Origin of the sequence: Aquirufa esocilacus, assembly GCF_042715595.1 — a bacterium.
Taxonomy (GTDB): domain Bacteria; phylum Bacteroidota; class Bacteroidia; order Cytophagales; family Spirosomataceae; genus Aquirufa; species Aquirufa esocilacus.
The window spans coordinates 568,098-580,579 of the sequence record NZ_JBBKXX010000002.1 but is presented as its reverse complement, the minus strand read 5'-3'; the positions used below and the strand labels follow the sequence as shown (position 1 = coordinate 580,579).

Sequence of the window (12,482 nt, the reverse complement as noted above, 5' to 3'; positions counted from 1 at the left end):
TACCCCATGACCCCGCAAATCTACGAACTTGGCGACAGCGCACTGACGATTGAATTCGGCGACGAAATCAGTGAAAGCGTTCACCAAGAAGTCATGAAGCGGTTTTATCAGTTTCAATCCTTTCCCTTACCCGGGACCTTGGATTTAATTCCAGCCTACGCGAGCCTCACGATTGTGTTTGATTTAGGAGTGGTGGCGAGCCGATTTCAAGGTTTGGCGGGTATGAAAACGCTCATCGAGGAAAAACTAGCGGAAGCTTTTACGGCGGTCATTCCGGAGGAGCGCTTACATGAAATTCCTTGTGTTTATGACGGAGCGGATTTAGCTTCCGTGGCCTCCGCCTGCGGACTTAGTGAACAAGAAATCATCCGCATCCACAGCGAAAAAGAATACACGGTGTACTTCCTAGGCTTCCTCCCAGGATTCGCGTATATGGGAACAACCGACGAGCGAATTACCGTGGCTAGAAAAGAAAAGCCCGTCCCCATCAAAGCGGGAGACATCGGATTAGCCGGAAACCAAACCGGCATCTACCCCAGTGCTTCTCCGGGCGGCTGGCAGATCATCGGACGTACGGATAGCATTCCTCATTTCAGAGCGGGTGACCGCGTTCGTTTTATCCCCGTCACCGTATGAAACTGATCAAAAAAGGTTTATTGGATACGTGGCAGGGCCTACCAAGTTACGGTTTACAGCACGAGGGAATTCCTCCCGGTGGAGCGATGGACACCTTTTCCTTGCAGATCGCAAACGCGTTAGTGGGAAACGATGTATATGATAAGGTGCTAGAGATGCACTTCCCGGCTGGGGTTTACCAGTTCGAGGCGAGCACATTACTAGCGATTTGTGGTGCGGACTTCACCGCCTGTGTGGATAATGTGGAAGTTCCCATGAACCAGCCCATTAAAGTGCCTCCTGGGGCCATTTTGAGTTTTAAAAAGCCAGTTTCAGGCCAAAGAGTCTACGTCGCCACCCGACCCTTGCAAGACGAACAGGTTTCCCGTGTGAAAATTTTGCCTTGGTCAATGAACCCGGAGAATGTATTTACGGAGGAGCCGATCCGAATCTTGTGTGGACGGGAATGGGATCAAATTAAGGCTTGTTCACAACAGCTACTTTTGAGCAAATGTTTTGCGATTTCGCCCACCTCGAACCGAATGGGCTATCAATTAATGCAGGAACCGCTGAAGACATTGGCTTCGCAAAACCTGTTATCGGCCGCAGTCACGGCCGGTACCATTCAGTTATTACCCGCAGGTCAACTCGTGGTGTTGATGACGGGACATCAGACGACGGGCGGATATCCGCGTTTAGCGCACGTGATTTCTGCAGATTTGCCCCGTTTAGCCCAAAAAGGTCCCGGCGACAGCCTCCGCTTTACCCTTACAGATTCGATGACCGCAGAATATGAATGGATTCTGATGCAGAATTATTTACAACAAGTTCGAAATGTGTGTGCACTGAAATTAGGTCAGCATCGATTCGATCACCACTAATTCGTCGCGTAAACGCGCGGCTAATGGGAAGTCGAGGTCGCGCGCTGCTTTCTCCATCTCTTTACGAATGGTTTCGGACTGCTTCTTGAGCTCAGCCGGCTTCATATAGGCTAATAATGGATCCGCCGCGACTGGCGCTTGATCCGGATGAATCGTGTAATTTTTCGTGGGTTTAGCCATGCGATCCGCGATGGAGGTTTGCTCCATAATCTCGTCATGCGAACGCCAAATCGTTTTTGGCGTAATGCCGTGTTTCTCGTTATAGGCCATTTGGATGGCACGGCGACGGTTGGTTTCCGAGATAGCTAGTGCCATCGAACCCGTAATCTTATCCCCGTACATCAACACCTTGCCATTTTCGTTACGTGCGGCACGACCGATCGTCTGAATGAGTGAGCGAATGTCGCGTAAGAATCCTTCTTTGTCCGCATCCATAATCGCGACCAGAGAAACTTCCGGTAAGTCCAAACCCTCTCTCAATAAGTTGACCCCGACTAATACGTCAATTACGCCTAAACGTAAATTGCGGAGAATCTCGACGCGTTCTAACGTTTTCACTTCCGAGTGAATGTACTGGCATTTGATCCCCACGCGGTCGAGGTATTTCGACAGCTCTTCTGCCATCCGTTTGGTCAAGGTCGTAATTAAAACGCGTTCGTTTTTTTTAATGCGGTCGTAGACCTCCTCGAGTAAATTATCGATTTGGTTTTTCGTAGGACGGACTTCGATTAAAGGATCTAAAAGTCCTGTAGGGCGAATAATCTGCTCAACCACGACTCCCTCGGAGCGGCGTAATTCGTAATCCGATGGGGTGGCGGAGACGAAGATCGTTTGGCCGATGAGGTCTTCGAATTCATCGAATTTCAAAGGGCGGTTGTCCATCGCCGAGGGCAAACGGAAACCATATTCCACTAAGGATTCTTTGCGGGAGCGGTCGCCGCCGTACATCGCGCGGATTTGAGGCATCGTGGCGTGGCTTTCGTCTACCACCATTAGGAAGTCGTCTGGGAAGAAGTCCAATAGGCAAAAGGGACGCTGGCCGGATTTTCTTTGGTCAAAATACCGGGAATAATTCTCAATCCCCGAGCAATAGCCTAGCTCGCGCATCATTTCGAGATCAAACTCTGTCCGCTGTTTAATACGTTCTGCTTCCGTCAGGCGACCCTCGCGGCCGAAATAGGAGATCTGGTTCACTAAATCTTCCTGGATATGGGAGATCGCGTTGTTCAAAGTTTCACGTCCCGTCACAAACAAGTTCGCCGGGAAAACGGCCACCATCGTCTCGGAAGAGATCTTCTTGCCCGTCCAAGGATCGATACGATGAATCTCCTCGATCTCATCGCCAAAAAACACGAAGCGATACCCGAAGTCCGCGTAAGCCAAGAAAATATCCACCGTATCGCCTTTCACCCTGAAAGTTCCGCGCAAGAATTCTCCCTCGGTCCGAGCGTAAAGAATCTCCACCAAACGGAACAAAAACTGGTTCCGCGAGATAATGTCTCCCACGGCGACACGCATAATTGAATTTCGGTATTCATCCGGATTTCCCATACCGTAAATACAGGAAACGGAAGCGATCACAATAATGTCGCGGCGGCCAGACATCAACGAAGAGGTCGTCGCCAAACGCAACTTTTCTATCTCCTGGTTAATCGAGAGATCTTTTTCTATGTAGGTTCCCGTGGAGGCGATGAAGGCCTCGGGCTGGTAATAATCGTAGTAGGAGATGAAATACTCGACCGCGTTTTCCGGAAAAAAGGACTTGAATTCCCCGTATAATTGGGCGGCGAGGGTTTTGTTATGGCTCAAAATCAGGGTCGGCCGATTCACCTGCTGGATCACATTCGCAATCGTGAAAGTTTTTCCGGAACCGGTTACACCTAGCAAGGTTTGCGCGGCTTCTTCTTTGTTCACACCCTCGACTAATTGCCGAATCGCTTCCGGCTGATCACCGGTAGGCTTGTAAGAAGAAGTGAGTTTGAAATCCATCTCGAAATATACGAATAATGGAGAGGATAATTCGGGAGGAAATACTATTTTTGGCAAAAATCAAACCTCTCTATGTTAAGACTTGCTCTCATCGCTTTTAGCTTCAGCGCTTTTTCTTGTAAATCCGAAGAACCCGTTAAGCCTGCCATCGACATGACCGACTTTGTAGTTCCACCACCCAAAGAATATACGTTTGCGGCGACGCCTTTTTGGGCGGATGAATTCGAAAAAGATGGTCTTCCAGATGCTTCGAAATGGGGTTATGACGTAGGAAATAGCGGCTGGGGTAATAATGAACTCCAAAACTATACCAATGCAAACATCAAAAATGCGCATATCGAGAACGGTATTTTGACGATTGAAGCCATTAAAGAGCAGCTAGGAACAAGTAATTACACCTCTGCTCGTTTAGTGACAAAAGGTAAAAATGACTTCTTATATGGTCGTATTGAGGCCAAAGCAAAGATTCCAGCTGGCCGTGGAAACTGGCCTGCGATCTGGATGCTAGCGAGTCAATCTGATTATGGCACACAGTACTGGCCAGATAATGGCGAGATCGATATTTTAGAGCACGTGGGTTATGATCCAGGCGTGATTCATGCGAGCGTTCACACGAAAGCGTACAACCACGTCATAGGCACCCAAAAAACGGCCACGACTACCTTGGACAAATGGGACACAGAATTTCACTTATTCCGTGTAGATTGGACCCCAGATTATGTTCGTGCCTATATTGACGATAGACTTTATTTCGAATTCAAAAATCCAAAGGGCGGCTGGGAACAATGGCCTTTTGACAAGAAGCAACATATCTTAATGAACTTAGCGATCGGTGGAAACTGGGGCGGACAAAAAGGCGTGGATGACACAATCTTCCCGAACAAATTCCAAATCGACTACATTCGCGTGTTTGCCCTAAACCCATAGTATTCATCCTTAGTATGAAATACCCCAAAGCCGCCGAGGCATTCGACCGTTTACTTGTCATCATGGACGACCTGCGGGAGAAATGCCCCTGGGACAAGAAACAGACGCTGGAATCGCTACGCCATTTAACCATCGAGGAGACCTACGAACTTTCCGATGCGATTATGGAAAATGATTTGACCGAAATCCGCAAAGAACTGGGGGATATTTTCTTACACCTTGTGTTCTACAGCAAAATCGGTTCGGAGAAAGGCGCGTTTGACGTGAGCGACGTGTTGCACGGGGTTTGCGAAAAACTCATCAGCCGTCATCCGCATATTTATGGAGATGTGGTCGCTGAGACTGAGGAGCAGGTAAAGCAGAATTGGGAAGCCTTGAAGTTAAAAGAGGGGAATAAGTCCGTTCTAGGCGGTGTTCCGGGTTCATTGCCAGCGCTTGTAAAGGCGATGCGGATACAGGAAAAAGCGCGCGGTGCGGGTTTTGACTGGGAAGAAAAAGAGCAGGTGTGGGAGAAAGTGGAGGAAGAACTGGGCGAATTCAAAGAGACTTTTGTGGGTAAAGACCTCGATGCCGCGGGAAAAACGGAGGCAGAGGGCGAACTAGGGGATTTGATCTTCAGCCTCGTGAACTTTGCTCGATTCATCGATATTAATCCCGAAACGGCTGTGGAGCGGACGAACAAGAAGTTCATCAAGCGCTTCCAGCACCTCGAAAAACGCGCGGCAGAGAATGGACAGGCGCTTTCCGAGATGACTTTGGCAGAAATGGATATTTACTGGAACGAAGCGAAAACGCTTTAGTTCACACTAAACTTGTAGGCCGTTTTCGTTTTATACACCTCCCCTGGACGCAACACCGTGCTAGGGAAGTTTGGCTGATTAGGTGAATCTGGGAAATGCTCGGTTTCCAAACAAAGTCCATGACGCTTAGTGATTTGAACCCCGTATTTTCCCGTCAAATGTCCATCTAGGAAATTCCCCGTATAGAACTGTACCCCAGGCTGATCAGTAGACACGGTCATTTTACGACCCGAAACCGGTTCGTAGACTGTCGCCATTTTCGCATAAGATCCCGCCGGCTTGTCCAACGCCCAGCAATGGTCATAGCCTCCGCCTAACACAATCTGCTCTGAAGAAGTGTCATTTATGCGATCGCCTACGACATGTGGCTTCGTAAAATCAAAGGGCGTTCCATTTACGGGAGTCAATTCGCCCGTCGGAATTAACACTTTATTAACCGCCACTAAACGCGACGCATCAATCTGCACTTCTTGGTTCAAAATATCGCGTTTCGCGTTTCCGCTCAAGTTAAAGTACGAGTGATTGCTCAAGTTTAATACCGTCGCTTTATCTGTTGTCGCCTCATAGGCAACGCTTATTTCGTTGTCTTCGGATAAGGTATAAGTCATCTTAATGCTTAGGTTTCCGGGGAATCCCTCTTCCATATCTTTCGAAACATAGGATAAGCTTAGGCTCTGCGCGGAGGCAGCTTCTACTTTCCATACTTTCTTATCAAAACCAATGAGGCCGCCGTGAAGGTGTTGGCCGTTGTTTTGGGCAGCGAGGGTATATTCTTTCCCGTCCAGCGTAAATTTCCCGTTCGCGATGCGGTTTCCGAACCGGCCTACGATGGCTCCGAAGTAAGGGGTGTCTTTGATGTATTCTTGTAAAGTCTCGAATCCGAGCACCACATCTTCTAGTTTTCCGTTGCGATCTGGGGTTAGGATTTTTTGAATGATACCGCCATAGTTCATAATGCGAACTTCCATGCCTTTGGCATTCTTCAAGGTATACAAGGTAACAGACTCGCCCGCAGGCGTTTGACCGAAAGGTTTTCCGGGATTAGACATAGCAAATAGGTTTTGGGACAAGAAAAAAAGGGCTAAAAAGCAGAATTTCATAGGTTAACCAGGTTTGTGCGCTCAATTTACCACAAAAGATGGAAAATAAAATTATTCTTCGTAGCTTTGCACCCCAATTTAAAAATTGTTTCAAACTTAATTTCAGCAGGTTAGCCCAGCTTGTTGATGTAGGCAAACAGCCAAACGGGCAACAAATATGTCAAAACAACCAAAAGATTTCGACTGGGATTTAGTTGAAGGAAAAGGATTCGGTGGTAACTATACTACTGAGCAAAAAGAAAAAATGGAGGCTGCTATCGAAGCAACCTTGAACTCGGTCACTGAGAAGGAAGTAGTGAAAGGTATTGTCGTAAGCAAGACTGACCGTGAAGTAATCATTAACATTGGATTCAAATCTGATGGTTTAGTATCTGCTTCAGAATTCCGCGATATGCCGGATTTGAAAGCTGGTGACGAAGTAGAAGTATACATCGAGAACCAAGAAGACGCAAACGGACAATTAACCTTGTCACGTAAGTTAGCTAAGGTGATGGGTGCATGGACTAACATCGAGAAAGCATTAGAAGAAGATACGATCATCAATGGTTTCGTTAAGCGCCGTACAAAAGGTGGTTTAATCGTAGATATCTTTGGAATCGAGGCATTCTTACCTGGTTCTCAAATTGATGTGAAGCCTATCCGTGACTTCGATATTTTCGTAGGCAAAAACATGGAGGTTAAGGTGGTTAAAATCAACCACACGAATGACAACGTAGTTGTATCTCACAAAGTATTAATCGAGAAAGATCTAGAGGCGCAACGTCAAACGATCTTAACGAACTTAGATAAAGGTCAAGTACTAGAAGGTGTGATCAAAAACATGACTAATTTCGGTGTGTTCATCGATTTAGGTGGTGTAGATGGTTTACTTCACATCACAGATATCTCATGGGGTCGTATCAACCACCCACAAGAGGTATTGAAATTGGATCAAAAAATCCAAGTGGTGGTATTAGACTTCGACGAAAACAAAAAACGTATCTCTTTAGGTATGAAGCAATTACAAGCGCACCCTTGGGAGGCTTTAGCTGCTGGAACTGAAGTAGGTTCGAAAGTAAAAGGTAAAATCGTTAACGTAGCTGATTACGGTGCTTTCTTAGAAGTATTGCCAGGCGTTGAAGGTTTAATCCACGTGTCAGAGATGTCATGGTCTCAACACTTACGTAACCCACAAGATTTCTTGAAAGTAGGCGACGAAATGGAAGCAGTAGTGTTAACATTAGATCGTGCTGAGCGCAAGATGTCTTTAGGTATCAAGCAATTAACAGAAGATCCTTGGACTAAGACTGATTTATTAGCGAAATACGCGATCGGAACTAAGCACAAAGGAACAGTACGTAACTTAACTAACTTTGGTTTATTCTTAGAATTAGAAGAAGGAATCGACGGTTTAGTTCACGTTTCTGACTTGTCTTGGACGAAGAAAATCAAACACCCATCTGAATTCGTTAAAGTAGGTGATTCTTTAGATGTTGTAGTGATCGAATTAGACGCGGACAACCGTCGTTTAGCTTTAGGCCACAAGCAATTAGAAGAAAACCCTTGGGATACATTTGAAAGTGTGTTCACTTTAGGTTCAACTCACAAAGCAACGATCATCTCGAAGAACGAGAAGTTCGGTGTGTTAGAATTGCCATACGGTATCGAAGGATTAGCTCCTTTGAAGCAATTAACGAAGGCAGACGAAACAGTGGCTGAGGTAGGTGAAGCGTTAGACTTCGTGGTAACAGAATTCCACAAAGAAGAGCGTAAGATCATCTTATCACACACACGTACATTCACGGCGGCAACGGCGGAAGAAGTAGCGGCTGATGCTGCTGCTGCGAAGCCAGAGAAAAAGAAAGCAGCGAAATCTGCTGACAAGCCTGCCAATGTAACAGCTGAGAAATCGACTATGGGCGATATCGGTGCTTTATCTGCTTTAAAAGAGCAAATGGAAGGTGCTGAAAGAGAACAAGCGATCAAAAAATTAGAAAAGAAATCTTCTAAGAAAGCTGAATAGTAACATTCACCTGTTCTATACTGAGAGGGGTTAGCGAAAGCTGACCCCTTTTTTTGTTTTCTGCTATTTTTTTCCAAACTTACATTCAATCATTAAAACCTATCAACCATGAGTAATAATTCAAGACGGGACTTCCTGCGTAAGGCTGGATTAGCCGCAGCTAGTTTCTACATCGTCCCTCGCCACGTTTTGGGCAAAGGTTACACTGCTCCATCAGACAAATTAAACATCATGGGTGTCGGCGGTGGCGGAAAAGGCTACAGCGATATCATGAGCTCGTACAATAAAGGGGCTGAAAACATCGTCGCAATTGTCGACGTAGATGATCGCCAAATCGTGCGAATCAAAAAAGATCTTCCAAAAGCGAATATTTACCGTGATTTCCGTGCTGCTTTAGATAAGGAGGGTAGCAACGTAGATGCGGTGATTGTTTCTACACCAGACCACACCCACGCAACGATTGCGATGGAGGCCATGCGTCGTAAGAAACACGTATATGTTCAAAAACCCTTAACGCACGATATCTACGAGGCGCGTCTATTAGGCGAGAAAGCACGCGAGATGCAAGTCGTAACCCAAATGGGTAACCAAGGTTCATCAGGTGACGGTGTACGTCAAATGATGGAATGGTTCGATGGCGGTGCGATCGGAAAAGTAAAAGAAGTGTATGTATGGACGAACCGTCCAGTTTGGCCACAAGGAATTCCTTATCCTGCGGCTGGAACACCAGCGCCGGCAGAGTTAGATTGGGATCTTTGGTTAGGACCAGCAAAATACAGAGAATATAACCCAGCTTTACTTCCATTCAAATGGAGAGGCTGGTGGGATTATGGTACAGGTGCTTTAGGCGATATGGGATGTCACTTATTAGACCCTCCATTCAAAGTATTAGGTATCCGCGACGCGATCGATGTAGAATGTTCTGTAGGTTCTGTCTTCTTGCAAGATTGGACACCGGAATACATTCCACAAGGATGCCCTCCTAGCTCGATGGTGACCTTACATTATGGTCCATCGAAGAAGAATAATTCTCCCGTGAAATTAACGTGGTTTGACGGTGGTCTTCGTGCCCCACATCCAGACGGAATTCCATCTTCAGAGATTATTGGAGATCCAGATGGTTCTAACGGAGTGATCTTGATTGGTTCGAAAGGTATCATGACGTGCGGAACGTATGGCATGTACCCTAAAGTATTTAGAAACGGAGCGCGTGTAGATGAGTCTGAACTTCCTAAAGCAAGCTTAGCGCGTGTGAAAGGTGGAGATGGCGGACACAATACGCAGTGGGTTGAGGCTTGTAAAGCTGGTTTCGGTAATATGGAAGTAAGTTCTCCATTCGATTATGCCGCACCATTTACGGAATCTGTCTTAATGGGTAACCTAGCGATTCGTTCGTACATGTTACGCGAGGGAGATGGCCGAAATGCGAAATTCACTGGCCGTCAAAAGCTAGAGTGGGATGCAAAGAATATGCGCATCACAAACTTCGACGCGGCGAACCAATTTGTGAAACGCGAATACCGCAATGGCTGGACACTCTAAGTGACCATTCGATAATTAGATTAGAAAAGACGGGACGCTCTCCCGTCTTTTTTTTATTTTTGTGCTATGAATTTTAACACATCAACACCTGCTTCTGAAGTCTTCGCACAAGTCGAGGCTTACATCCTTTCTCAAGGGTATACGATTATCGACAAAGACCACGACCGCCCATGGGGAGGATTCTTTGTGTTAGACGAGACGCAGGCGGCGAAGTTTGCGGCACAGTACTTCCCACAGCTTTCGATGGATGCGATTCAGATTACGCAGAAGTTAAGCCCTAAGTTTTTAGTGGTGGCGCCAGAGAAGCGTTTGTCTTGGCAATACCATTTCCGCAGAGCGGAGGTGTGGACAGTGAATGCTGGTCCAGTAGGTGTGGTGATCTCCGAAACGGATGAGCAATCTGCTCCTGGGGTTTATCAAGTGGGCGAATTAATTACCTTGCCCACTGGCATGCGCCATCGTTTAGTCGGCTTAGACAACTGGGGTGTGGTGACGGAGATTTGGCAACATACGGATGTGGAGCACCCATCGGATGAATCGGATATCGTCCGTTTGCAGGATGATTTTGGCCGTTAATCAAATTTAACCGGCTGGTAATCTTAAAATAATACAAGAAAACTTTGTAGTCTACGAAAGTTTCCATAGTTTTGCTTCCCAATAAATCAACGGGGCTAGCAAATGAAATCGCGCATTCTAGAAAAAGGAACTGAATTATTCTTCCGCTACGGGGTCAAGACCGTAACGATGGATGCGATCGCGAGCGAATTAGGTATTTCGAAAAAAACGATTTATCAACATTTTCCGGATAAGGACTCGATGGTTTTCGAAGTCGTGCAAGCGTTCGTAGAGCAGGATATGAAGAAATGGGAGGAGCTGGATAAGTTGTATTCTAACGTCATCGAAAAGATGTTTAAGTCTTTCGAAATGGTGAAAGATATGCTAGTGCAGATGAACCCTCGTTTGCTTTTTGAAATCCAAAAATTCTTCCCTACCGCTTTTCAATTATTCAAGAATCACGGAGAGAAATACATCAACGAAAACTTAATCGCTGACTTCAAGAAGGGAGCGCAATTCGGATATTTCAGAAATGACATCGATTTCGAATTACTAGCGCGCTTGCGGATGGCCGAAGTGGATTTGGCATTCAACCCTGATTTTTACCCCAACAATAAATTATCCTTGTATGACACTCAGCTCACGCTGATGGACATTTTCATGCGAGGCATTTTGACCGAAAAAGGTTTAACACTTTATACATCTTACCAAAACAATTCAAAATGATGATCCGCCTAAGAAAAATCTATGCCGGTCTATTTTTACTGACCTCGCTGGCAGCCACTGCGCAGACCTACAGCCTCAAGCAGGCCGTAGACTATGCGATTACGCACCAAGTTCAAGTGAAAAATAGCCAAATCGACTTGCTAAATGCGAGTGCGAAGATCAATGAGATCAAAGCGATGGGATTACCCCAAGTCAATGGCTCCCTTGCACTTACGAACAATATCGTTTTACAACGTGCATTCATTCCTGCCAAAATATTCAACCCAGCAGCAGCAGATGGAGAATTAATCGCCGCGAAATTCGGTGTAGATAATTCTGGTTTTGCCAGTGTGGGCTTAAGTCAATTAGTTTTTGACGGTTCGTATTTATTAGGATTAAAAGCGACATCGGTTTATAAGGATTTAGCTGTGAAGTCTGTGACACAATCGAAGCAACAAGTAGCGGAGAATGTGACGAAGGCTTATTATGGCATTCTAGTGAACGAGAAGCGCATGGGTTTATTGAGCCTGAATTTAGCTCGATTAGATACCCTTTTAAAGGAAACTCGTGCCCTGAATCAACAAGGTTTTGTAGAGAAGATCGACGTGCAACGTTTAGATGTACAAGCTAATAATTTGCGGACGGAATTAGACAACGTTAATCGCTTGCAAGAGTTAAGCTATTCTTTATTGAAGTTCCAAATGGGCTTCCCGATGGAAGAGCCTATTAAGTTAAGCGAGAGCCTAGAAAAAGTAGAATTAAACACGTTTAATGTCAATGCGGCGGGCGAGTTTAGCTATGCGAATCGCATCGAGTATTCGATCTTGCAGACACAGGAGAACTTAGCAGAACTAGATTTGAAAAGCATCAAAGCGGGTTATTTGCCTCGTTTAGTGTTGAACGCAAACTATGGTTATAACGCGGGGGCGAATGCTTTCACCGATTTATTAACCAAACAATGGTTCGATAACGCTGCTATTACGGTGGCCTTGCAGATTCCTATTTTTGACGGATTCTCGAAGAAATACAAGGCGGTACAATCCGCTAACAACTTGCAAAAGGTACGTCAATCGTATGGTTTGTTAAAGTCGTCGATCGATATGCAGCGTACACAGGCGAGCATCACGATGAAGAACGCGTTGGAATCCATGAAAGAACAAAAGGCGAATCTAGATTTAGCCAATGAGATTTCTAGAGTGACCCGTGTGAAATACCAACAAGGGGTAGGATCAAACCTTGAGGTATTGAACGCAGAGTCGTCGATAAAAGAGTCTCAAGCAAATTATTTTACCGCATTATACAATGCATTGATTGCCAAAGTAGAAGTAGAAAAAGCAAACGGTACACTATACATAGACTAACAACA

11 protein-coding genes are annotated in these 12,482 nt (G+C 45.7%); 9 read left to right on the top strand and 2 right to left on the bottom strand.

The window, feature by feature from the left end; genetic code table 11:
• The first annotated feature begins 6 nt into the window (after positions 1 to 6).
• Together pxpB and SKC37_RS07910 are read left to right on the top strand one after the other, a co-directional pair.
• Positions 7 to 636 carry a 5-oxoprolinase subunit PxpB gene (gene pxpB, locus SKC37_RS07915; protein ID WP_377980959.1) on the top strand — a complete coding sequence of 210 codons (630 nt, stop codon included), beginning with the start codon at positions 7 to 9 and terminating at the stop codon, positions 634 to 636.
• A complete protein-coding gene (locus tag SKC37_RS07910; RefSeq protein ID WP_377980958.1) occupies positions 633 to 1,496 on the top strand; it encodes a 5-oxoprolinase subunit C family protein in 864 nt (287 codons plus the stop codon). The genes pxpB and SKC37_RS07910 overlap by 4 nt, the downstream gene beginning before the upstream one ends.
• On the opposite strand, the gene uvrB is transcribed toward SKC37_RS07910, so the two are convergent.
• Positions 1,467 to 3,485: an excinuclease ABC subunit UvrB gene (gene uvrB, locus SKC37_RS07905; RefSeq protein ID WP_377980957.1), complete on the bottom strand. Its 2,019-nt coding sequence runs from the start codon at positions 3,483 to 3,485 to the stop codon at positions 1,467 to 1,469. The two genes, SKC37_RS07910 and uvrB, sit on opposite strands and share 30 nt — an antisense overlap.
• A 72-nt stretch (positions 3,486 to 3,557) precedes the next feature.
• Between uvrB and SKC37_RS07900 the strand changes: the two genes are divergently transcribed.
• Both SKC37_RS07900 and mazG read left to right on the top strand, forming a co-directional pair.
• Positions 3,558 to 4,412: a glycoside hydrolase family 16 protein gene (locus SKC37_RS07900; RefSeq protein ID WP_377980956.1), complete on the top strand. Its 855-nt coding sequence runs from the start codon at positions 3,558 to 3,560 to the stop codon at positions 4,410 to 4,412.
• 14 nt (positions 4,413 to 4,426) lie between these two features.
• The gene (gene mazG / locus SKC37_RS07895; RefSeq protein WP_377980955.1) at positions 4,427 to 5,212 is read left to right on the top strand and encodes a nucleoside triphosphate pyrophosphohydrolase; all 786 of its coding nucleotides are present in this window, start codon (positions 4,427 to 4,429) and stop codon (positions 5,210 to 5,212) included.
• Here the strand turns inward: mazG and SKC37_RS07890 are convergent.
• Complete coding sequence (locus tag SKC37_RS07890) at positions 5,209 to 6,261, bottom strand: aldose epimerase family protein (RefSeq protein ID WP_377980954.1); 1,053 nt, start codon at positions 6,259 to 6,261, stop codon at positions 5,209 to 5,211. The genes mazG and SKC37_RS07890 overlap by 4 nt on opposite strands.
• Positions 6,262 to 6,469: 208 nt before the next feature.
• Here SKC37_RS07890 and rpsA point away from each other — a divergent pair, with 208 nt between their 5' ends.
• The 5 genes from rpsA (at position 6,470) to SKC37_RS07865 (ending at position 12,477) form a co-directional block, all read left to right on the top strand.
• The gene (gene rpsA, locus SKC37_RS07885) at positions 6,470 to 8,314 is read left to right on the top strand and encodes a 30S ribosomal protein S1 (RefSeq protein ID WP_377980953.1); all 1,845 of its coding nucleotides are present in this window, start codon (positions 6,470 to 6,472) and stop codon (positions 8,312 to 8,314) included.
• A gap of 108 nt (positions 8,315 to 8,422) precedes the next feature.
• Positions 8,423 to 9,856: a Gfo/Idh/MocA family protein gene (locus SKC37_RS07880; protein WP_377980952.1), complete on the top strand. Its 1,434-nt coding sequence runs from the start codon at positions 8,423 to 8,425 to the stop codon at positions 9,854 to 9,856.
• A gap of 66 nt (positions 9,857 to 9,922) precedes the next feature.
• Complete coding sequence (locus SKC37_RS07875; protein WP_377980951.1) at positions 9,923 to 10,432, top strand: cupin domain-containing protein; 510 nt, start codon at positions 9,923 to 9,925, stop codon at positions 10,430 to 10,432.
• Between the two features lie 102 nt (positions 10,433 to 10,534).
• On the top strand, positions 10,535 to 11,137 hold the full coding sequence (locus SKC37_RS07870) for a TetR/AcrR family transcriptional regulator (RefSeq protein WP_377980950.1): 603 nt from the start codon (positions 10,535 to 10,537) through the stop codon (positions 11,135 to 11,137).
• Positions 11,134 to 12,477 (top strand): TolC family protein, encoded by a 1,344-nt coding sequence (locus SKC37_RS07865; RefSeq protein ID WP_377980949.1) that lies wholly within the window; start codon positions 11,134 to 11,136, stop codon positions 12,475 to 12,477. Before SKC37_RS07870 ends, SKC37_RS07865 begins: the two co-directional genes overlap by 4 nt.
• Positions 12,478 to 12,482 lie beyond the last annotated feature (5 nt).

Bases quoted from the DNA above. Each gene is read 5' to 3' on its own strand.
- pxpB (WP_377980959.1), top strand. From the start codon at position 7: ATGACCCCGCAAATCTACGAACTTGGCGACAGCGCACTGACGATTGAA.
- SKC37_RS07910 (WP_377980958.1), top strand. From the start codon at position 633: ATGAAACTGATCAAAAAAGGTTTATTGGATACGTGGCAGGGCCTACCA.
- uvrB (WP_377980957.1), bottom strand. From the start codon at position 3,485: ATGGATTTCAAACTCACTTCTTCTTACAAGCCTACCGGTGATCAGCCG.
- SKC37_RS07900 (WP_377980956.1), top strand. From the start codon at position 3,558: ATGTTAAGACTTGCTCTCATCGCTTTTAGCTTCAGCGCTTTTTCTTGT.
- mazG (WP_377980955.1), top strand. From the start codon at position 4,427: ATGAAATACCCCAAAGCCGCCGAGGCATTCGACCGTTTACTTGTCATC.
- SKC37_RS07890 (WP_377980954.1), bottom strand. From the start codon at position 6,261: ATGTCTAATCCCGGAAAACCTTTCGGTCAAACGCCTGCGGGCGAGTCT.
- rpsA (WP_377980953.1), top strand. From the start codon at position 6,470: ATGTCAAAACAACCAAAAGATTTCGACTGGGATTTAGTTGAAGGAAAA.
- SKC37_RS07880 (WP_377980952.1), top strand. From the start codon at position 8,423: ATGAGTAATAATTCAAGACGGGACTTCCTGCGTAAGGCTGGATTAGCC.
- SKC37_RS07875 (WP_377980951.1), top strand. From the start codon at position 9,923: ATGAATTTTAACACATCAACACCTGCTTCTGAAGTCTTCGCACAAGTC.
- SKC37_RS07870 (WP_377980950.1), top strand. From the start codon at position 10,535: ATGAAATCGCGCATTCTAGAAAAAGGAACTGAATTATTCTTCCGCTAC.
- SKC37_RS07865 (WP_377980949.1), top strand. From the start codon at position 11,134: ATGATGATCCGCCTAAGAAAAATCTATGCCGGTCTATTTTTACTGACC.